A 19,756-nucleotide genomic window follows, 5' to 3' on the forward strand; every position below is an offset into this window, starting at 1 on the left:
GCAAGATAATTTCGCGTCCAAAGTTCGCCCGCGATCGCCTTAAAGGCGTAACGCTTCATTAAGAATCGCTCGACTTTTTTGTCAATTAGGGCTAAATAAATCTGGGGTCTCTTAATCGGTTTACTTACCGCTTTCATTAGTGAGGTCCGATGTTGTGATTGATATTTCGGCAACGACATCCGCCAAACATCAGGTTCTTTTTTCGTTTCGTTCGACGCTGTATTCGCGTTTCGGAAAACGAATTTTTGACCTGCTGCTCGCGCTCCTGCTTTTGCCAGTAATCAGCCCGGTTATTCTGATGCTTTGGTTGATTGTCAGTTGTGACGGTGGTTCCGGTTTTTTTGGCCATACGAGAACCGGCAGAAATGGCCAGGAGTTCCGCTGCTGGAAGATCCGTTCAATGGTTTTGGACGCGGAACTTACCCTCAAAGACCACCTGGCCAGCGAGCCCGTCGCCGCAAGGGAGTGGCTGAGAAATTTCAAACTTGTTGACGACCCGCGCATTACCAAATTCGGCAGTTTTATCCGCAAAACAAGCCTGGATGAACTTCCTCAAATTCTGAACGTATTAAAAGGGGAAATGAGCTTTGTCGGTCCGCGCCCGGTCACGCAGAGAGAGTTGAGAAAATATGGCCTGTCCAGGAGTGCTTATCTTGCGACGACACCAGGAATTACCGGCCTTTGGCAAGTGTCCGGCAGGAATTCTGCCAGCTACGACGAGCGCGTTGAATTCGATACCCGATACGCTCAAAGGAAAAGCTTTGCTCTGGACTTATGGATCATATCGCAAACCGCAACTGCTGTGCTCAAGCAAACCGGGCAGTGAGTTGTAACGTTCCGGACAGCCGTTGCTCTCAGTTTGATCCACTGCACTTTGGAAACGCTGCTTCGGATGGGACATTCACCCGGTTCGCTTAAAGTTGAAAATAAATATCGTTGTGTTTTTTACCAGGGGATTGGAATGAAACGAAGCGCACCTTTGCGCGCAGACAGAATAATGACGTCTGCCAACCCGAGTGTATTACGGACCATTGGCAAAGCCAGCGGGAACTCTTTTAGCACGAGATACAACAGGGCTACGGAAATGCGGGTGAAACAGTAAGCCCTGCATTTGGGGCCGACGCCTCACCAGCGACCAGATACAAAAAGATATGCATCGGACCACAACACAAACTTTGCGGGAAGGAGAGGATGTGACCCATGTATGATTTCAAACAAGTTCGCCCGCATGCATGGCCAGGAACCAATGTATCTCCTCGGATGAATATCCTGGTGCATGACTATGCGGGTCACCCGGCTCCGGTGGAACTGTCGCGGGAACTTGCGCGGCGTGGCCATCGCGTGACACATGCCTATTTCGCCGCTGACCCAGGCCCCAAGGGCCAGTTACAACGCGCAGAGAATGATGCTGAGGGGCTGCATTTCCTGCCGTTAGGTGGCGATATTACCTATTCAAAAACCAATTTCATACGGCGACGGTCTGGCGACATAGCCTATGGTCGTGCACTGGCCAGCCACATTCGAACGACCTGCCCCGATATTGTTATTTCCGGGAATACACCGACTGAATCCCAGGAACGGATCGTTGCAGCGTGTATCGATACAGATGTCCCATTTATCTATTGGTGCCAGGACTTCTATTCCATTGCTGCGTCGCGGCTGCTGGCAACGAAACTGCCGGGGCCAGGGCATCTGATAGGGGGCTATTACCGTTTCCTTGAACGAAGGCAAATGAGACGCGCCACCAAAGTCGTCCACATCACAGACGCGTTCTGTGATCAGACAGATTGCTGGCGCATTGCGCGAGATAAGGTTTCCGTAATTCCGAATTGGGGCGCCATTGACAAAATCAGTGTTCTGGCCCGCTCGAATTCCTGGGCAGCGGCGCAGGGCATGACGGCAGAAACGCGATATCTCTATTCCGGTACACTGGCTCTGAAACACAACCCGGCCTTGTTGGCAGCTCTGGCCAACTCATTGCCGGACACTCAGGAGGTTGTCCTGGTCTCATCCGGGGCTGGCGCTGAAACACTGCTGGCAGCTGTTGCGTCGGGAGAAGTTAAAAATATGCGTGTTTTACCGCTCCAGCCATTTGATCTGTTTGACGAGGTTCTCGCTTCTGGCGATATTCTGCTGGCTGTGATTGAACGAGAAGCCGGCACCTTCTCAGTGCCATCGAAAATTCTGTCCTACCTTTGTGCCGGACGCCCGATCGTCCTTGCAGCACCAAAGGACAATCTCGCAGCGAAGATCCTGCTCGAAACCGGCGCCGGTAAAGTCGTCCCGCCCGAAGACATCGAAAGCTTCGTATCGGCCGCCAGGGCGTATGCTCAATTTCCTGAGACCGCAGTAGCTGCTGGAAAAGCAGGCCGCGCTTACGCGGAGAAGGCTTTTGTCCTTACGCCAATAGCAGACAGGTTTGAGCAGGTATTCAGGGCAGCCCGACGTCAGACACAGAATGTCCAATCGCTGCCGGGCCATCGGAAACACATGCGCTCAGATTAACGCACGTTCTTTTGGGAGATAACAATGCAAGGAACCGTCAGACGCCCGCCAAAACCTGTATCGCGGAAGAGACAATATTATTCTTCTGTTGCTTCAGGCTTGCGGCGTGCTGGCCAGGCCGCGGTTCACGACGGGTTTTCTCAAGAACCGGTTGCGATAACCGGTCAGACCCCGCCCCGCTTCCGGCGAAGGTTCGGGCGCGTCTTGCCGTGTCCCCCGGTTCTGGCTCGGGAATGAAAACCGGTACAGAGATCATTTTCCAGGTCCGCCGCAATTTCTTGCGGACCGGCGGCGTGACAATTTTAACCTGTTTCCTGAATGCCACGCTCAACCTGGTACTTCTGGGCTGGTTTGCCCGTGAAGGCGGCGTGGCACTGGTCGGAACTTGGTCGCTGCTCAACGCGATTCTGATGTATGTGCTGGTACTTGATTTCGGTCTGACGAATGCTTTGACAAGAGTGATTGCAATCAAAGGGGCGGTCGAAGCTGCCCCGTTGGTCCGCTGGCTTCTGACGCGTCTTGCCGGCCTCATCTGTCTGGGAGTTTCGGCACATTTTCTAATCTGTCTTACCAGCGGGGCTTACAGCGAAATAGTGATCGCCTGGGGGCTTGCCGGGCTGGCGGCCTGTTTTCAACTGGCTTCGAACTGGCTGATCTGCTTTCGGCTTGGGCGGTACCAACAGTATTATTTCAACCTGAAATCAATCGTTCGTGTCGCGGTGCAAACCAGTCTCATTTTCACCTTCTACGCGCCTATTGACCTCCCTGCTCCGGTTCTCTTTGGCGCCGCCTTAGCATTTGCCGGATTCTGTGAATTGCTGTTCGCGGGATTTATTGTTCGTGGTCCTGATCTTAAGTCTGTCACCGCGGCCACCTCTGCAAATTTTTCCGACATACGGCAACTTTCGCGCGGATTTGGCATGGCTGACGCCATCAACCGGGTCCGACAGCCCGTATTACAAATATTGATCGCTTCCATTGCAGGAAACGCCGCCCTCGGGGTCTTTACGATCGCGCTGAGAGTTCCAACAGTTTTGAGCCAGTCGGTGAGCGAAGCTATGCGTGTCTTATTTCCCGGCTTGTCAAATCTGCAAAAATCTAGCGACCGCCCGATTGTAACAATCATGTTGCGGAACGGCTTTTTAGTTCAGCTGCTTATTGTCGTACCTGCCTGCATATTTTTGTTAATTGCCGCCGAAGATATCTTGGGTCTGTGGCTGGGACAGACGACACAAACCCAAATTTCTGCAACGCGGCTTATCACCATTGGCATTATGATAAACAGCCTCTCAGTCCCGTTTTTTTGGGCGTTGAATGCCTTTGGATATGCCAACCGGATTGCCTGGGCTGGCCTCGCGGGACTGCTCATCAGCGGTGTATTTGGCACTTCCGCTTTACTGCTGCTCCCAAATCCAATTCCCACATTTTGCGCAATATATGCATTTTCTCAAATATTGACTGCGGCGCTTATCGCCTGGTGGGCCGAAAGCCGGGCTGGTCTTTTATTCGCAAGTCTTAGTCAAATTCGCTGGGCAAATATCCTGCTGTTTTGGACGGCATTTATCGTATTTTCCCTGGGACTATTTGCGGGTCTCACAGACCACAGCGCGGAATTTCGGCTTGGCTCTGTCAGCCTTATTGTCGCGGCGGCAAGCGCCGTTGTCCTTGGTTCCCTGTATCGCAACGGTGGTTTCCAACACCCCAATCCGATGGAGCCCTGAATGCTTGAGGGGACAATATTCCTTGGCCGCCAATTGCTGCGGCAAGCCATCTGGGAAACGTGCAATCGCCATCGTCCAGGCGGACAGCCGAATATCGCACTCATCGGCTCGCGCCGCAGTGGCTCAACCCTGCTGATGCAGATTTTGGGCCGGGCGCGTGGCCTGAAAACAATCAATCAACCCTTCGCACCAGCCGTCGCGACAGCACACCAGATGACCCATTTGCCATGGCCTGCGGGTGGCTTCTTCCTTGAACCAGAAAGCGAAGAACGGGACGCCCTTAAGGACTACATAAAAAAGATCACATCTGGCTCAATCCATGTTCAGGAGCCCTGGCGTTTCTGGTCATCAGATTTTCATTTTCGCACCAGTCGCTGCGTTCTGAAAACCACCGACGCCCATTACCTGGAGGCCCTTTTTGAAGAAATGGGATTTCTGATTGTGCGATACTTCCGACACCCGGTTCCACAAGCGATATCCTGCCGTCGCAATGGTTGGGACGACAAACTCGCGCATTTCCGGGCCCGCTCGGGGTTTGTTGACGCGGTACTGTCTGAACCTCAGCGCGAGATATTTGAATGGATCAGGCATGGCGGGCAAGCTCTGGAGCGCTTCGTGTTAGGTTGGTGCTGCGAAAACCTGCCGCTCTTCAGCCCGGTCTCCTCTGGTGGAATTACAGTTTTTTACGAAGACCTTGTGCAACGCCCCGAAGCTACAATTTCAATGGTTGCTGAGCACTGCAGTTTAACGGTAACGAAAAAAATGGAAAAGATGGCAGGACGCCCCTCTGTCTCGGTTAAAACACTGAGCGAAGCCTCCACATGTGACGCAATAAAGTCCGGCAATACAAAGTCTGTTATCAGCCGGTGGACGCATCAGCTCACTCCTCCGGAAATTGTTTCAATACAACGAATTTTGGATTGTTTTCCAGGTTGCCCCTATAAGTCCCAAAACGCCACCCGGCATATCAGTTTCCAAAATGTATCAGGGTAAATTTGATAAAATATATTCTGGTATGAACCATGACAGAAACAACAACAGGCCAGGCGCAGGCCTGTTTCTACCCATTATAATTATAGTTCTGTATCTCCAGATTGAGCTTTGGATACCATACGGACCTTACCTGGTGTCAGGGGTATTGGCAGCATTGTTGCGGCCAGCCACAAAATCCGAATATCTTGCCGTCGCAGCACTGGTTCTTCTCGGTACGCTTTCGGTTTCCCTGAGCGATCTGCCTGGTGCAACGTCGCAAGAAGTCCTTGGGCGGATCCGTTCCCTGGGGATATATTTCCTCTCAATTATGGCAGGGTTTGGCACATATCTGGTCGCCCGGGAACGCGACGTAGAAAAGCTACACAGGTTCTTCAAGCTTCTGTCATTAATCATTTTTTCCGGCGCGCTGTTAGAGAACCTCGGGCTCATTCGCGACTTAAGCAATAGCTTCAGAAGCTACGTTTTTACGTCTGAAATCCTCTACGTAAATGATCTGCGAGACATTCAGCAATATGGGTTTATACGTCCAAAATTATTCACTTCAGAACCCTCTCATTTGGCGAAGTTTCTCGGTTTATTTTTATATCTGGCTGCATTAACAGCTAAGTCCCGAAGCCCACTAAATATGCTTACGTTGATTGCAATTTTGAGCATGTTCGCGGTGCAAAGCGCCGCGCTTCTGCCCGGCGCTCTGATGACCATTATTCATCCGTTTTTATTTGCCAGGAATAAGTATCCCCGACTGTTCAGCTCAATGCTTATGCTGTTGGTTGTGGCCGTTTCAGCGGCCTTCATAATCGGTCCCGAAGCCGTTGGTCGCCTGGGCCTGGATGGAACTGCTCTCGAACCCAGCGCATATCTGAGATTGGTTCGGCCGATGCAGGTCGCATATCACGTACTTCAGGAACGGCCGCTGTTTGGATCAGGTCTTGGCGCTGAGGCATCGCTTCACAATTTCATTATAGCTGCTCTGAGTGCCGATAACGTGCCCTGGTTTGTCAGAAACCAATCGGTCGGATCTTTCGTTTTTGGCAACATTCACTTTGCGCTGATATTACAGTTTGGTGTTCTGGGAACGCTCCTGTTCATTGTACTGCTCTCGCGCCTTGTTGGCAGACTGGCAGGTGACCATCGAACGCAGTTCTTCCTTTTTTTCGTTTTGTACGGCGCAACAGTCGGGTCTGTTAATACACCTATATTGTGGGGACCTGTTTTCCTTGTCCTTGCGACCTTACGAGCGAGCGAGGCATCAATCACCGCTCAACCTGAAATGGATTAAAATGGTGTCTCAGACCTGTTCAGAAGCTAAGTCATTTGTCTGTTTCGGATCTCTGGCGGCTGGCATTGCAGCTTTCGGGCAGAGAGGCTTCTGCGGGCTGCTCAGGCGGCGCAATTCAATATCTGCTTGTTGATTGGCGCCCTGACTAAACAAGGGGGAATTTTTGTGAAAATATTCTTTATTACCAAAGCTTACCCCTACCCCGCCCATTCTGGAGATTTTCAGTTTACCGGCGGCATCATTGAGGCGCTGGCAGAAAGAAACGACGTTGAGTTAACGGTATACTGTTGTGGCGGATTGCCCGTAGCCCCCGCTAAAAACGGTCGCATAACCTGGATTGCCGGGCACCCGAAAGTGGACCGTCGGCGGGACCTTATGTCCCTGATTTCGCGCGATCCGCGCCAGGCTTCCCGGACAGTATCGCGCAGCGATCTTCGCGACATTTCAAAGCGCGTCGCGCTAGGCGATTTCGAAGTTACGATTCTGAACGAATCCTGCACCGGATCTGTTGCCGGCGTATTGGGCGCGTCGCGGAAAATCTACCTGTCGCACAATGTCGACACTGTAATCCGGCCCACAATCGCACATGCAATAAAAAACCCGCTCAAAAGATTGCTCCAGATTTTTGATGCCTCAAAATACAGCGGCCTGGAAAGGCGCCTTATGAACCGCGTCGATGGCATGACCGCCATAAGCGAAACCGATCTGCGCTGGTACCAAAAGGAAATGCCGGCCACACCATCCATATTGCTCAAACCCGGGTATTCCGGTGCCAGACTTCCCGCCCGCCATATTGACGCTTCAGTGCCCCTGGTTGTTGCGCTGGTCGGATCATTCTTCTGGAATGCAAAACAGCGGAATCTTTTTGACATTCTGGATGCCTACGTCAATCGCCTCAAAACCGCGAACCTGCCATTTTTCCAGCTCAGAGTGGCGGGGAATATGCCTGCTGATCTTATTGAGAAGCTCAGAAAGAAATATACCAGTGTCCAATTCACCGGCGCCTTTGAAGATCTGTCTGATGTGTTGAAAGATGTGCGGATTGCATTGGTTCTGGAACGGCTTGGCGGCGGATTTAAGCTAAAGATACTGGATTACGTTTTTCACCGTGTTCCTGTTCTGGCCTTTCCTGAGGCTATGGCTGGAACAGGATTTGCCCCGGGTACAGACTTCATTTCCTGCAACTCATATCGGGACGCAATGATCACGGTTGCGGAGACTATTGAAGACTGTCCGCTTTTGAACCGCATCCAGGAAAGCGCCTGGCACCATGCCCGGTCCGATTTTTTGTGGAGCGACCGTGCGGCGGATATTGTTCATCTGGCCCGCAAGTGAAAGAGCGCTGAATACCGGATCTGTCCTTGCCCGGATTTACCCGTCGCCAGAGTTTCTGGCGCCGCAAGCCGCATGATTTAAGCGAGACCAGGTGACGGAATACCGCCCGTTGCCGCGATGGCGTCATAATCGTGCCTCTCGCATCCCGTCGGGAGGCAGTCCCTCTCATAGCTGGCTGGTTCCATGGCAAATGGCATCGCGCAGCCGGTCTGAGCGCAGATGAGAGCCGCGACATGCTTGCAGAGAGCTGTCAGCTAACCCGCCTCCAAAATGAACGGCCTGGCGAATAAACGTCGCACTGTATGCATCAATGCGCAAACGATAAAGCACTCCGTAAGACTATGTACGGATTAACGGCCGCGCCACGCTACGCTGCGGCTTCTCATTGGGTTCTCTGCATTGGTTAAGCAGTTCAGGACACTAAAATCTGCACGACGAACAGGGCAAAATAGGCAACCATCGTTAACCCCAGCCCGAAGACAAATCGTTTTCGTTTTTTGTGCCGCAATTGAGATACGCGCAAAAGTTCACAGCAGACTTCGTTGAATGGATCACACTGGCGCACCGCGTCCACAAACTCAGCTTCTGAGATTTCGGGATTATCTTCGATGTAGAGGATACCACTATCGTCACGATGCCCGCTGTTTAACGTCGCCCGGGAGGGGTACAGAACCAATCCGAACTGTAAGATTGGGATCATAAATATCAGCCAGAAAGCAACCACTTTCCAAGTATTCAAAGTCGCATCCGGAACAAGTATCGTCTGGAGCTGTCCGGCGATCCCAAGCGAGAAAATATAGCCAACGACCGCGATCTGCGCTTTTGTATCATACGCACGGACGGCGGTGTTTGCCTCGCCCAGCGCGGCCATTAACACCGAAATCCGGATGCTTGCTTCCTTTCCGTCAGGCATTGATGTTTTCGCCCGTCGCAGATTCCTGCTGAGCCACCGCCCCACGGAAAAACAAGCGATAGGCGGGCGGAACAAAAACCAGGGTCAATGGGGATGCAAACACCAATCCACCAATCATAAGAGTCGCCATTGGTTCAAACAATGCACCCCCAATGAGCGCCATCGGCAACAGCCCGAGTACAGTTGTCAGAGACGTCAGCAAAACAGGCGTTACGCGCTTTTTGGCTGCCGTAACAATGGCATCGTCAAGCGCGAGCGTTTCACGTTCTATGTCGATTTGGTCGATCAGTACGATCGCATTGTTGATGATAATTCCCATCAAAGATATCAAACCAAGTGTCCCGAAGAAAGACAGCGGCATATCCGTCAGCAGCAGTGCCAGCGGCGCTCCGACCACGATCAGAGGAATGGTCATAAACGTCAACGCAACACGGCGGAAGGAATTGAACTGGAAAACCAAAGCCGCGATCATGACCATGACAGCGATCGGCATACTGGCCAGAAGCTTAGCGTTCGCATCTGCGGAGTCCTCGCTTTCCCCACCGATACTTACGTCATAGTCCGGCCCAAGGTCGAGACCTGCCAAAACCGGAGCGATCAAAGCTTCCACTTCGCTTGCGGACAGTGCACTGCTCTTGCCCGAGATTGTGATTTGGCGCTCCTGGTTTTCACGACGAATTTGTGAAAACTCCAGCGTCGGGCGGAAGACGGCGACTTGATCCAGCGAAATGAGCCCTGATTTGGTGGGCAGCGACAAGTTTGCCAGATCCTCAATGCTATCGCGAAAAACGTCTTCGGCGCGTAGAACGATAGGAATGCCGTCAGAGCCTTCCCGGAATGTCGAGTATGTCGTGCCAGTAAAAAACGTTGCCATCACATCTGAAATTTCACGCGAAGTTGTACCAAGTTCCCGCGCTTTTTCCTGGATGATCTCCATACTAATCTTCAGTGTCTTGTTGCCCCAGTCGTTCTGATTAAGCACGATATCAGGCACTTGTGCGAAACCAGCTTCGACCCGAAAGGCGGCGTCCAGCATGGTATTGGCGCCGGGTCCGGTAATCGACACTTCCACAATGCCAGATTCACTGCCCCCCATAGACAAGCGGGTCACACGTGCCCTGGCTGCAGGAAATTTTTCAAACAGGTGTCGACGCGCGCGCTCGGCGGCATCGACAGCCCCTTCGAAAGATGAGGTATTCACGACGATGAACGCGCTTGCCGGATCGGTATTTCCTGGCGACAGAGCTAAGTAAAAACGAGGACCACCGTGGCCGACAAAGGCAGTCGTATTGAGCACTTCCGGGTTGACCTCTTCGTCACGCAGCCAGGCGTCCACCGCAAGGGTTTCTGCTCTTGTGGCCGAGATGGATGTGCCTTTGGGCAGGTCGAGGTAGATCAGATATTCTGCCCGCTCACTCAATGGGAACATTTCTGACCGCAGGCTGCCGAAAGTTGAAACACCTGCAACGACCAGCCCGTAGCTGACAACGATGATGGGCAGGCCCCAACGCAGGGTATTGCGAATTAACACGCCATAAGCAGCAACAAGCCGGTTTTCTCCACCCGTCTCAGCCTTCGGGCGCAGTGTTTTGGCAGCCAGGAATGGCAAGATATAGTGCGCAGTCAACCACGATCCGGTCAGCATAATCGCCACGACGGCGCCCAGCGAGAACGCAAATTCGCCTGCGGTGCCTTCGAGGATAAGCATCGGAATAAAGGCGGACACGGTTGTAACCGAAGCGACCGCCAACGGGACAAAAAATTGTCCGCCCGCCTGAATGGCGGCGTCTTCAGGGCTGGCGCCTTTTCGTATTCGTACTTCGATATCTTCCACGACAACCAGGCCGTTATCGACCAGCAAGCCCAGTGAGATGATTACTGCGGCAATCGAAATCTGTTCCAGATCGATGCCCAACAGTGACATACCTATCAGCGCGAAAGTGACCGTGAACGGGACAATGCAAGCAACAATCAGCGCCGGGCGCATCCCCAGGAACACAAGCATCACCGCCAGCACAACCACAAATGTCTGCGCTACATTCGTCAGCGCGTTGTTGATTGCAACCGTTACATTCCCCTCCTGGAAGGTCGAAACATTGTAGCTGACACCAATCGGTTGCAATTGTTCCAGTGCGGCAATCTCAGTTTTAAGAATTCGCCCGATCTGCTGTATGTCCCGGTCATCGGCCATTTCAACGCTGACCAATACTGCAGGTTCTCCGTTGAAATAGACCGGTTTCGTCATCGGATCGACATACCCTCGCCGCACCGTCATCAAATCGCGCAGACGGACCAAGTCTGATGTGCTCTCTATCTGAGTCAGAACACCCTCGATATCTTCGATGGACTTCAGATCACCGTTCGCTTCAAGCACAATATTGACACCAGAGGCATCAATCTGCCCTGCCGGCAGGATCACATTCTGCGCCTGGAGGTCGCCGATGACTTTCTGGATTTGCACGCCGACGCTAGCCAACCGGCGACTGTCGATCTCCAGCCAAATTCTCTCTTCCTGCTCCCCTGACAACAAGACTTTGGTCACGCCGCTGATCTTATAAAGCCCCGTGCGCAAGTCTTCGGCAGCGTCCGACAATTCCCGGTACGAAAAGCCTTCGCCCGTGACTGCGATCGTTGCGACGGACACATCGCCATAGTTGGTATTAACGAACGGGCCATAAGCGCCGTCTGGCAAGTCGCTGGCCGCCTCTTCCATTTTTGTGCGGAGATCCTGAAACACGCTGTCCAGCGCCTCTCCGGGCAGGGATTCAGACAGTGCAATTGTCAGCTGTGCTTGTCCGACAGTCACAAGTGTAGAAATATCATCCACTTCGCCGATTTCCCGCGCAGCACGCTCCAGCGGTATTGCAAGCAAGTCTTCGACGCGTTCAGGTGCCATTCCTGGAAACTGCGCTGTGACGATGGCGCTACGAATGGTGATGGCCGGGTTTTCGCGTTTTGGCAGCGAAAAATAGGTCATAATTCCCAGCAACAAAATGACGATCATTACAAGGACGGTCAGCCGTGACTTTTTGATCCCAAAGCGTGTTAATCCCTCCATTCGACTATTCCCCGTCGCCAAGTAATTTAACTTCCTGACCGTCCTGGAGGAACGATACTCCGGCCGAGGCAATCTGTTCGCCGACCTGCAACCCATCGATTATGATCAGAGAGTTACCGCTGATACCACCGACAGTCACTTCGCGACGCTTAACTGTACTTGTATCAGGATCGAAGACATAAACGCCCATTATTGAAGGTTGTCCCGGACCAGACGGCTGCCCTGATTTTCCGTCGTTAATAACCACGGTCAATGGCACCGTATATCCTTCGGCGACAGCAAGCTTAAATTCAATCGCCGCCTCGACCGCCATCCCTGCCTTAAGCAATGGATTCGTCTCTTTAAGTTCAAGCACGATCGGGAAACTCGAGACAGCATCGGCGCGGGAACCAATTTCGCTTACAACCGCATTTAGCGTGATATCAGGGCGATCGGCCAGGCGGACAGTTGCACTTTTACCAACGACCAGGCGATTGACCGTGTCGAAATTCACTGAAAACGCGACTTCAAAACCATCGCTCGGATAAATCTGGGTAATCGGTGTCGCAACTCCGACAGTCGCAAAAGACTCAACTTCAACAGAATTAACGATCCCGTCAAATGGCGCCTTTATCTGAGCTTTATCCAGATTGTTTATCGCTGTCTCAAGGGATTTTTGGGCTTGATCGAGACCCGCATCGGAAATTTCTGATTGGGTGCGTGCGTCATCTACCACGACACGGGTGGTCGCCCCGCGTTCAAATAATTCTTGTTGCCGTTTGAGATTTTTCACCGCGTTTTGCGCAGACGCATTTGCTTCTACAACCGAGGTTTCAGCAACTTCGACCTGAAGCTGCAGCGACGCCGGATCCAGCCGCGCCAGAATATCGCCTTTGCTGACCTGCTGGCCGACATTAAGCAATATTTCTTGAAGTTTCCCGTTAACTTCAAAGGAAAGCGTCGTGATTTCAGAGGGTTCCAAAACCGCCGGGAATTTACGCAAACTGAAACGCTCCACTTCGGACACTTCATGTGTCTTCAGGCCACGGATCATTTTTTCGACACTCGGATCCTCTTCTTCGCACCCGGACAATATCAGCACCAGTCCAATAAATATAAGATTTCTCATCATAATCGTTACTCCGATGACTGATCAATTTGGTAAAGTAGATAGCGAAAATCGCATAAAAGCAATTAGCTTGACGAAACACAATATGTGCCATCCCGATCGAACACGAAGGCGTAAAAGGCATGGCGTTCCGAAATCACATCTCCTGATCTGCTGCGCTGGTCCAGAGATAAACTGAGGGCGGCCTGGACAGATGAATTTGAAAGCAGGGCAGCATTCCTCCGCTTCCACCGGAGCCATCGGAGCAAAGTTCGTGGACACCTCTGGCCCAGACCGAATTTGCATCTGCCCCCCCCGATCGGCGGAAGCCTCGCCTTTCGCGTCACAACACTTCTTCTAATGGGTCACAGTTCCGACGTTGAGGCACACCACAACTCACCCATCGCACGGCTTCACTTAGCCGACGTAGAAAGCGATACGCCCGCGGCTCTGTTTCTGAAAGCTTTCAACGCTTGCGCGGCTCAGAAGTGTTGAATTGGAAGCTACCGTGCGCAGGGATCGCAATCCACCTCGTGGTTTCAGCCTTTCTTGTCGGGCGTCCTGGCCCGCCATCACGCTCAGAGGTTCACAATGATGTAAGCGGTCAGGCTGCCGTCGAGCACCTCCTGGTAATAGACGCCGCCACAGAACGAGTAGCGCTGTCCGTGCCTGATGACGATGGAACAACCGCGAGGTAACGCGCGAAAGAAATGATGATGGTTATTGTCATAGCGCCGCTCTACCCGGCGAACCGCCTGCCGCACTTCACGGCGCACTTCACGGCGAAATCCGTTTCGATCCCCCGCCTCAACAACTGACGCTGTGAACATGGGATTTACCGGAGTTTCAGTGCCACTATATGCCGGACGAATGGCACCGCCGACAAAAATCGCTGCTGCAGCAACTGTGATGAGAAGGGTCATTCCGAGTTTCATTTTCTTTCTCCTGGTTAATGCGCAGCGACGCTGTGCGGCTTCAACCTGTTGTGTGAGGGAAATCCGACTATCGTCATCCATCACCCTTGGTTGATAATTGACAATTACGCCCGCCGATTCTAAATGTCAACCATGGGTGATGAAAAGAGTGACCTGATCTGGTCAGACAGTATTCGAGCGTTGGTTCAGGAGGTCTCCGAAAAGATCGATGACCGCGCGCGCGACCTGCGCAAACAGGCTGGCATGAAAGATGTCCGTCCTTCAGATGCCAAAGTGGCCATGCTGGTGGCACGGCGTTCGCGCGGTTTGACAGAAATCGCGACTAAACTCGGCATCTCGCGTCAGGCTGCCCACAGATCGCTACAACGGCTGCAGGAAATGGGGGCGGTATCATTCGAGCATCCGCCGGGTGGCAAACGCGAGAAGATCGCGAGTCTCACACCGCTCGGTGCAAAGGCCCAGGACGCAATTTCCAGCGTGATTGAGCACATCGAAACCGATGTGGCAGAGATTGTTGGCAAAGATGGCATAGAAGATTTGCGCTCGGCTTTACGTGCCCTCTCCGCGAACCTATAGGCCCCCCTGAATTCGGCATGCATACAGCCTGATAAATTGGCTAAGATTGCAGCGGTGAACTGGTCACGGTCCGTTCGTCAGTTCTGTCAAAATGTTGGTGACGCAATATTTTAGTCAGCGTGCCTGATTGAAATACATGTCGCCACGTCCGGGTAGACCAGGGGATGTAGGCAGATACCCGCTAAGCAAAGCGCTTTGCGCCCGCGACGCAGAAGCCAACAAATACGGACACGCTGATCATGCTCAAAGCAACCGGTTCCCGTAGCAGCAGCCCCGCCAGCATCAGTCCGAAAAATGGCTGCAGAAGTTGCAACTGGCCTACGGCTGCGATGCCTCCAAGGGCCAGTCCGCGATACCAGAACACAAAGCCCACCAGCATGGAAAAAACTGAAACATATCCGAGGCTGATCCACGCTCCCACACTGATACCGGTCCAGATATCGGGCAAGTTGCTCAGAGCGAGAAGCGCCGTTACAGGAAGCGCCAGAACCAACGCCCATGAGATCACCTGCCAACCGCCAAGGCGGCGCGATAATGTCGCCCCTTCGGCGTATCCGAGGCCGCATAAAACAATAGCACCCACCATTAACAGATCACCTTTCAAGGACGCATCGCCACTCTGAGACAAGGCAAAGAGCGCAACGGTCAAACTACCCAGACAGGAAAACAGCCAGAACAGCGGTTTTGGCATTTCACCACCGCGCAGGACACCAAAAATCGCGGTTGCAAACGGCAACAGGCCAATAAAGACAATCGAGCGCGCCGAGGTGATATGCTGCAACGCCATGGCCGTGAGCAACGGAAAACCCACAACCACCCCAAGTGCCACGATCGCGAGAGATCCGATATCCCTGCGCCCGGGGCGCGATTGGTTGAAAAGCACCAGCAATCCGATGCCAAGCAAAGCCGCTATCACCGCGCGCGCCGACGTCAGGAACACAGGGCTGAACCCGCTCACCGCGATGCGGGTCGCCGGCAAAGAGCCGCTGAAAATAATGACGCCAAGCAGCCCGCTGCCCCACCCTTCTTTTGTTCGTTGCCCCATCGCTGTCTGCACTGTGCTTTCCTTTCAGATTTCACCCATATTTAGATGAAAGAAGCTGGTACAGACAGGCACGGATCAATACAGTTTATAGAAACTGTATTGGCGCAAACACTCATACACTTTGAGGGACCACCCAATGAAACACGGGACACGCACCACCGGGGTGATCGAAGCAATCCGTCGAAAAATTGCCAGCCGCGCCCTGGAGCCGGGAGAAAAACTGCCCTCAATCCGGGGTTTTGCCGCGACGATGCAGGTGTCGCCTTCGACGGTGGTGGACGCTTATGATCATCTGGCCGCAGATGGAGTGATCATTGCACGCCGCGGGGCGGGCTTTTTTGTGGCGGCGACCACACAACCCTTTGCGGTTTCCGAAGTCGGGCCACGTCTTGACCGCACGATTGATCCTTTCTGGGTGTCGCGTCAGTCATTGGATGCCAGCCCTGATATGTTGAAACCAGGCTGTGGCTGGTTGCCTGCCGACTGGATGCCGAATGCCTCAATGCGGCGCGCGCTTCGCAGCCTGGGACGGGCAGACGATGCTCTGCTGTCCGACTATGGCAGCACACGCGGCGCTTTGAACCTGCGCCGTCTGCTGGCCCGGCAATTTTCAGACGAAGGGATATTTACCGGCCCCGACCAGATCCTGCTGACGCCTTCCGGAACGCAAGCCATTGACCTGATCTGCCGTTTCATGCTCCGCCCGGGGGATACGGTGCTGGTGGATGACCCGTGTTATTTCAACTTTCAGGCTTTGCTGCGGGCGCATCAGGCCAAAGTGGTCGGCGTGCCCTACACAAGGAACGGCCCGGATACCGAACAATTTGAACAGGCTCTGATCCGCCACAAGCCGCGTCTCTACATCACCAATTCGGCGCTTCATAACCCGACGGGGGCTACGATCTCGCCGCAGGTGGCGCACAAGATTCTGAGTCTGGCCACCGCCCATGACCTGATCCTCATTGAGGATGACATTTTCGCGGGCTTTGAACCAGAGCCCTCACCGCGCTTTGCCGCACTTGACGGGCTTGACCGCGTGATACGGATCGGCAGTTTTTCCAAAACCCTGTCGGCCTCGGTCCGTTGTGGCTATATTGCTGCCCGGCCCGATTGGATTGAGGCCATAAGTGATTTGCAGGTGGCAACGAGTTTTGGCGGGCCAAGCCCTGTGGCCGCTGAGCTGATCTATACCATCCTCAATGACGGCAGCTACCGCAAGCATATGGAGGCGCAGCGCACGCGCCTTGCCCGTTGCCGCCGCGAAACGGCGACAAGACTGACATCGATCGGGATCACACCCTGGCTGATGCCGCGCGGCGGATTTTATCTTTGGTGCCAGTTGCCGGACGCGGCAGACGCCGCAGATCTTGCGCGTGCGGCGCTGGTTGACAAAGTTGTCCTGGCGCCCGGGAACGTATTCAGTGTTTCCCAGGCCATGACCAGCTTCATGCGGTTCAATGTCAGCCAGATGGAAAACCCCGAAGTCTTCAAAGTCCTGGGGCGCGTGTTGAGACGCGCGTAGGTGAACGGCCCTTAGTGAACCTTCATTCATACTGCGATGAATGACTGGTTAGGGTGGCCGGCTTGGCAAATTGGATACGGCTGCCAAATTGACGCTGAAATTGACCTTACGACGCGCATATGACGGCCTGCAGCGCCGATGGACTGGAAAGCGTGAAAACCGCGCGGAACAACAACGATGTAGCGGCAGCGGTTCTGGCGCGCCAGATCAAAACCCGTATTGAAGAGACGATGGTACCGCGCCTTGGCGAGCTGGTGGCGTTTGCCGCACGCCTGCGGTTCTCAGCGGCCCAGCATGTGGCGTCTGAACGGCGGCGCGGACTGTGACTCTGGGTGTTTGCCGGCGCGCTACGCCGACTGAACGCCGGGGCGCAGAACGCGAGTCCGCCAACTTACTGAAAGCGGCGATTGCCACCAATGGTACGCCCGATGACACCGGGCACGGCTCCATGTACCTGATCGGAGCAAGATGTACCTGATCGGGGCAAGATGTACCTGATCGGAGTAAGATGTACCTGATCGGAGCAAGGTCGGGCTTGCAATAAAAATAGCCCGAATGTCCCTCCTGGGGACGCCCGGGCTTCACGGCAGCGTCTCCGCTGCCGTGAAGCCCGGGTCGTCAGTTGACAGAGACCGGCGCCAGCGCACAGGAAATACAGGCTTCGCCCTGACCATGCAGCGCTGCGTTATAGCCCAGAATCGTGTCCTGCCGCGCGGTGGTCAGCAACTGGCTCGCCACCTGGGTCGCAGAAGCGGTGGTGAATTTGCTGGAAACAATGGCCGCATAGCCGCTGACGATGGGCGCGGCAAACGAGGTGCCGTAAAGCCCGGTGGTGCCGCCATCCACGCCCACCACGAGGAACTGATCCTGCACGGTGGTATTGTTGCCGGCGGTGTTGGAATACCAGGCCAGAGACGCTTGATTATCCGTGCTGCCGTTCCAGTCCAGAGCGCCGACAAAAATTGCCGATTGCGCCCCGATCAACGCGGTGGCGAGGAAATCCTCATTGCCATCGCTGTTTGTGCCGCCAACAACGACCGCATCATTGCCCGCCGCTTTGGAAATCACCGCCTGGCCGTTTTGCGCATAAGAAATGATCGAGGCTTCCTGCGCGCCCCAGCCGATCTGTGACACATCATAGATCGCATTGGCATACATGCCGTAACTCAGGTTCAGCACGTTAAAGCCTGGGGCGAGGGCAACGGTATCGCCTGAATAAAAATCATCCGCGATCATCGTGGCACCGGGCGCAATCATACCTGCCTGTTTCAGGGTCCATTCGCCATGGCGCAGCGTCAGGCCTCCGTCACCCAGGTTACCGCCGAACGAGGAGGCGCTGCCGAAATCATCCACCACAGTGATGGTGACTCCCTGACCGACATATCCTCCATCCCAGGCGGACTGAATATCGCTGTTCATCCAGGAATAATACGTGCCGCTCACCTCAGGCGGGCTTTCCACAGGGGGCTCTTCCGCCGGAGGATCTTCGGCAGGAGGATCTTCAGCAGGGGGATCTTCGGCAGGAGGATCTTCAGCAGGGGGATCTTCTTCCGGCGTGCTTTTGTCCTTTTTTCCGCCACCGCCGCCTTTACCGCCGCCGCCGCCGCCGTCAGGCGGGCCCTTGCCGCCGCCTTTTGCCTGGACTGTCGCATCCAGCGCATCTGCCACAACCAGTTGCGCCGACCCCAGGCTGCCTGCCAATACGACCATCAGGCCGAGCGAATATTTCGATAAAATGTTCATGTTCACCCCAAACGTAAATGTTTTCCCCCGTGTACGGGCAGAGGAGCAAAAGGGACAAACTGAACAAAACAAGGTGTTCCGGCGCCATTGCTCCAATGTTTCCGTTAGGTAAAGCTTACATCAAAACCTTAACAAACTCAAAATTGCAGGCCGTAAAACCTGACAAAATACTAACATTTGCGGCGCGCGATGAGTAATTGATGACGGGTTGTGTACAATCAGCCGGAACCGGGACGTTTACCGTCAAAACCGAAACGAATAACGCAGGGAGAGCAGAACCTGATCCGCCGGAGCTTCATTATACAGATACTGCAATGTTTCCTCCGGCGGCAGCGCCGAGGCCGCAAGCCGGCAGTTCACCGTCTGCACCCCACCGATGGCGCCATAATCCGCCACACAGCTGTCTTCTTTCAGCCAGCCGCCCAGAACGGTGGTGGCAGACAGCGACAGGGAGCTGTTGCGCGACAGGTCGGTCCGGAAAAGCACGCCGATTTTCACCCCGGGCTGGATGTGATATTTTTCACCGCGCTCGCCGGTGCTTACGCCCCAGAGCAGGCCAAAATTCGCGTTTAACTCGGTCAGCCATGTCAGCTGCAGATCCTTGCGGTTGCTGGCGTACCACTGCCGGAAACTGACAGGGCTGCCGTCGGCGAGTTCATAACCATCGCGGCGCACCTCTCTCATCTGGTCCGAAAGGGAGGATCCGTAGCGGAAAGATATGACCGAAGTGCGCTCGGTAAAGCTCTGGGCCTGCAACTGGCTGGCGGGCAGCGACATCGCCAAGCTGAGTAACAGCCAGAACCCGAAGCTGCGCCATGCTGCGCAGAACGCCTGGCAGGTGCGGCGCAGGGCCCGGGCCGCCTCTTCGGATATGTCGCTGTGCAGTCTCATGTGCAGAGTGGTCCTGGAGAGTGCAACCAGGACAGAGTTTGTGCTGTCCCTCATACAAATCTCCGAGGCCAAGAGACTAGGCATGACCCCGTATGCCGGTTTCTGTTTGAGAAAAAAAATATCCTCAAATAAGGGGCCGAAGCCCCTGCAATT

At 54.0% G+C, this 19,756-nt stretch carries 16 protein-coding genes; 9 read left to right on the forward strand and 7 right to left on the reverse strand.

Features of this window, described 5'->3' with window-relative positions; genetic code table 11:
- Positions 1–163: 163 nt before the first annotated feature.
- The 6 genes from DWA01_RS21615 (at position 164) to DWA01_RS21640 (ending at position 7,833) form a co-directional block, all read left to right on the forward strand.
- The gene (locus DWA01_RS21615; RefSeq protein ID WP_235008661.1) at positions 164–826 is read left to right on the forward strand and encodes a sugar transferase; all 663 of its coding nucleotides are present in this window, start codon (positions 164–166) and stop codon (positions 824–826) included.
- Positions 827–1,200: 374 nt separating this feature from the next.
- Positions 1,201–2,505 carry a glycosyltransferase family 4 protein gene (locus tag DWA01_RS21620; RefSeq protein WP_235008655.1) on the forward strand — a complete coding sequence of 435 codons (1,305 nt, stop codon included), beginning with the start codon at positions 1,201–1,203 and terminating at the stop codon, positions 2,503–2,505.
- Between the two features lie 233 nt (positions 2,506–2,738).
- The gene (locus DWA01_RS21625) at positions 2,739–4,226 is read left to right on the forward strand and encodes a lipopolysaccharide biosynthesis protein (RefSeq protein WP_114287887.1); all 1,488 of its coding nucleotides are present in this window, start codon (positions 2,739–2,741) and stop codon (positions 4,224–4,226) included.
- Positions 4,227–5,219, forward strand: coding sequence for a sulfotransferase (locus DWA01_RS21630; protein WP_114287888.1), 993 nt, complete (start codon positions 4,227–4,229; stop codon positions 5,217–5,219).
- A 133-nt stretch (positions 5,220–5,352) separates the two neighbouring features.
- Positions 5,353–6,498, forward strand: coding sequence for a hypothetical protein (locus tag DWA01_RS21635; protein ID WP_136057805.1), 1,146 nt, complete (start codon positions 5,353–5,355; stop codon positions 6,496–6,498).
- A 165-nt stretch (positions 6,499–6,663) separates the two neighbouring features.
- Positions 6,664–7,833 (forward strand): glycosyltransferase family 4 protein, encoded by a 1,170-nt coding sequence (locus DWA01_RS21640; RefSeq protein WP_136057806.1) that lies wholly within the window; start codon positions 6,664–6,666, stop codon positions 7,831–7,833.
- Between the two features lie 412 nt (positions 7,834–8,245).
- Here DWA01_RS21640 and DWA01_RS21645 read toward each other — a convergent pair whose 3' ends face one another.
- From DWA01_RS21645 to DWA01_RS21660, 4 genes are all read right to left on the reverse strand, one after another.
- Positions 8,246–8,746 carry a Pycsar system effector family protein gene (locus tag DWA01_RS21645; protein WP_114287891.1) on the reverse strand — a complete coding sequence of 167 codons (501 nt, stop codon included), beginning with the start codon at positions 8,744–8,746 and terminating at the stop codon, positions 8,246–8,248.
- Entirely contained in the window at positions 8,739–11,804 is a 3,066-nt protein-coding gene (locus DWA01_RS21650; protein ID WP_114287892.1) for an efflux RND transporter permease subunit, read from the reverse strand. Before DWA01_RS21650 ends, DWA01_RS21645 begins: the two co-directional genes overlap by 8 nt.
- 4 nt (positions 11,805–11,808) lie before the next feature.
- On the reverse strand, positions 11,809–12,915 hold the full coding sequence (locus DWA01_RS21655) for an efflux RND transporter periplasmic adaptor subunit (protein ID WP_114287893.1): 1,107 nt from the start codon (positions 12,913–12,915) through the stop codon (positions 11,809–11,811).
- A 554-nt stretch (positions 12,916–13,469) separates the two neighbouring features.
- On the reverse strand, positions 13,470–13,826 hold the full coding sequence (locus DWA01_RS21660; RefSeq protein WP_114287894.1) for a hypothetical protein: 357 nt from the start codon (positions 13,824–13,826) through the stop codon (positions 13,470–13,472).
- Positions 13,827–13,958: 132 nt separating this feature from the next.
- On the opposite strand from DWA01_RS21660, the gene DWA01_RS21665 reads away from it, so the two are divergent.
- Complete coding sequence (locus DWA01_RS21665; RefSeq protein WP_160116096.1) at positions 13,959–14,402, forward strand: MarR family winged helix-turn-helix transcriptional regulator; 444 nt, start codon at positions 13,959–13,961, stop codon at positions 14,400–14,402.
- A gap of 181 nt (positions 14,403–14,583) precedes the next feature.
- Here DWA01_RS21665 and DWA01_RS21670 read toward each other — a convergent pair whose 3' ends face one another.
- On the reverse strand, positions 14,584–15,459 hold the full coding sequence (locus DWA01_RS21670; RefSeq protein WP_235008657.1) for a DMT family transporter: 876 nt from the start codon (positions 15,457–15,459) through the stop codon (positions 14,584–14,586).
- Positions 15,460–15,583: 124 nt separating this feature from the next.
- Here DWA01_RS21670 and DWA01_RS21675 point away from each other — a divergent pair, with 124 nt between their 5' ends.
- Together DWA01_RS21675 and DWA01_RS21680 are read left to right on the forward strand one after the other, a co-directional pair.
- Entirely contained in the window at positions 15,584–16,969 is a 1,386-nt protein-coding gene (locus DWA01_RS21675) for an aminotransferase-like domain-containing protein (RefSeq protein ID WP_114287897.1), read from the forward strand.
- Between the two features lie 119 nt (positions 16,970–17,088).
- A complete protein-coding gene (locus tag DWA01_RS21680) occupies positions 17,089–17,295 on the forward strand; it encodes a hypothetical protein (protein WP_114287898.1) in 207 nt (68 codons plus the stop codon).
- Between the two features lie 292 nt (positions 17,296–17,587).
- On the opposite strand, the gene DWA01_RS21685 is transcribed toward DWA01_RS21680, so the two are convergent.
- Together DWA01_RS21685 and DWA01_RS21695 are read right to left on the reverse strand one after the other, a co-directional pair.
- On the reverse strand, positions 17,588–18,712 hold the full coding sequence (locus tag DWA01_RS21685; protein WP_200832643.1) for a S8 family serine peptidase: 1,125 nt from the start codon (positions 18,710–18,712) through the stop codon (positions 17,588–17,590).
- A 243-nt stretch (positions 18,713–18,955) separates the two neighbouring features.
- On the reverse strand, positions 18,956–19,603 hold the full coding sequence (locus DWA01_RS21695; protein ID WP_114287901.1) for a hypothetical protein: 648 nt from the start codon (positions 19,601–19,603) through the stop codon (positions 18,956–18,958).
- Positions 19,604–19,756 lie beyond the last annotated feature (153 nt).

Source organism: Candidatus Halocynthiibacter alkanivorans, assembly GCF_003333265.1.
In the GTDB taxonomy this organism is placed as follows: domain Bacteria; phylum Pseudomonadota; class Alphaproteobacteria; order Rhodobacterales; family Rhodobacteraceae; genus Halocyntiibacter_A; species Halocyntiibacter_A alkanivorans.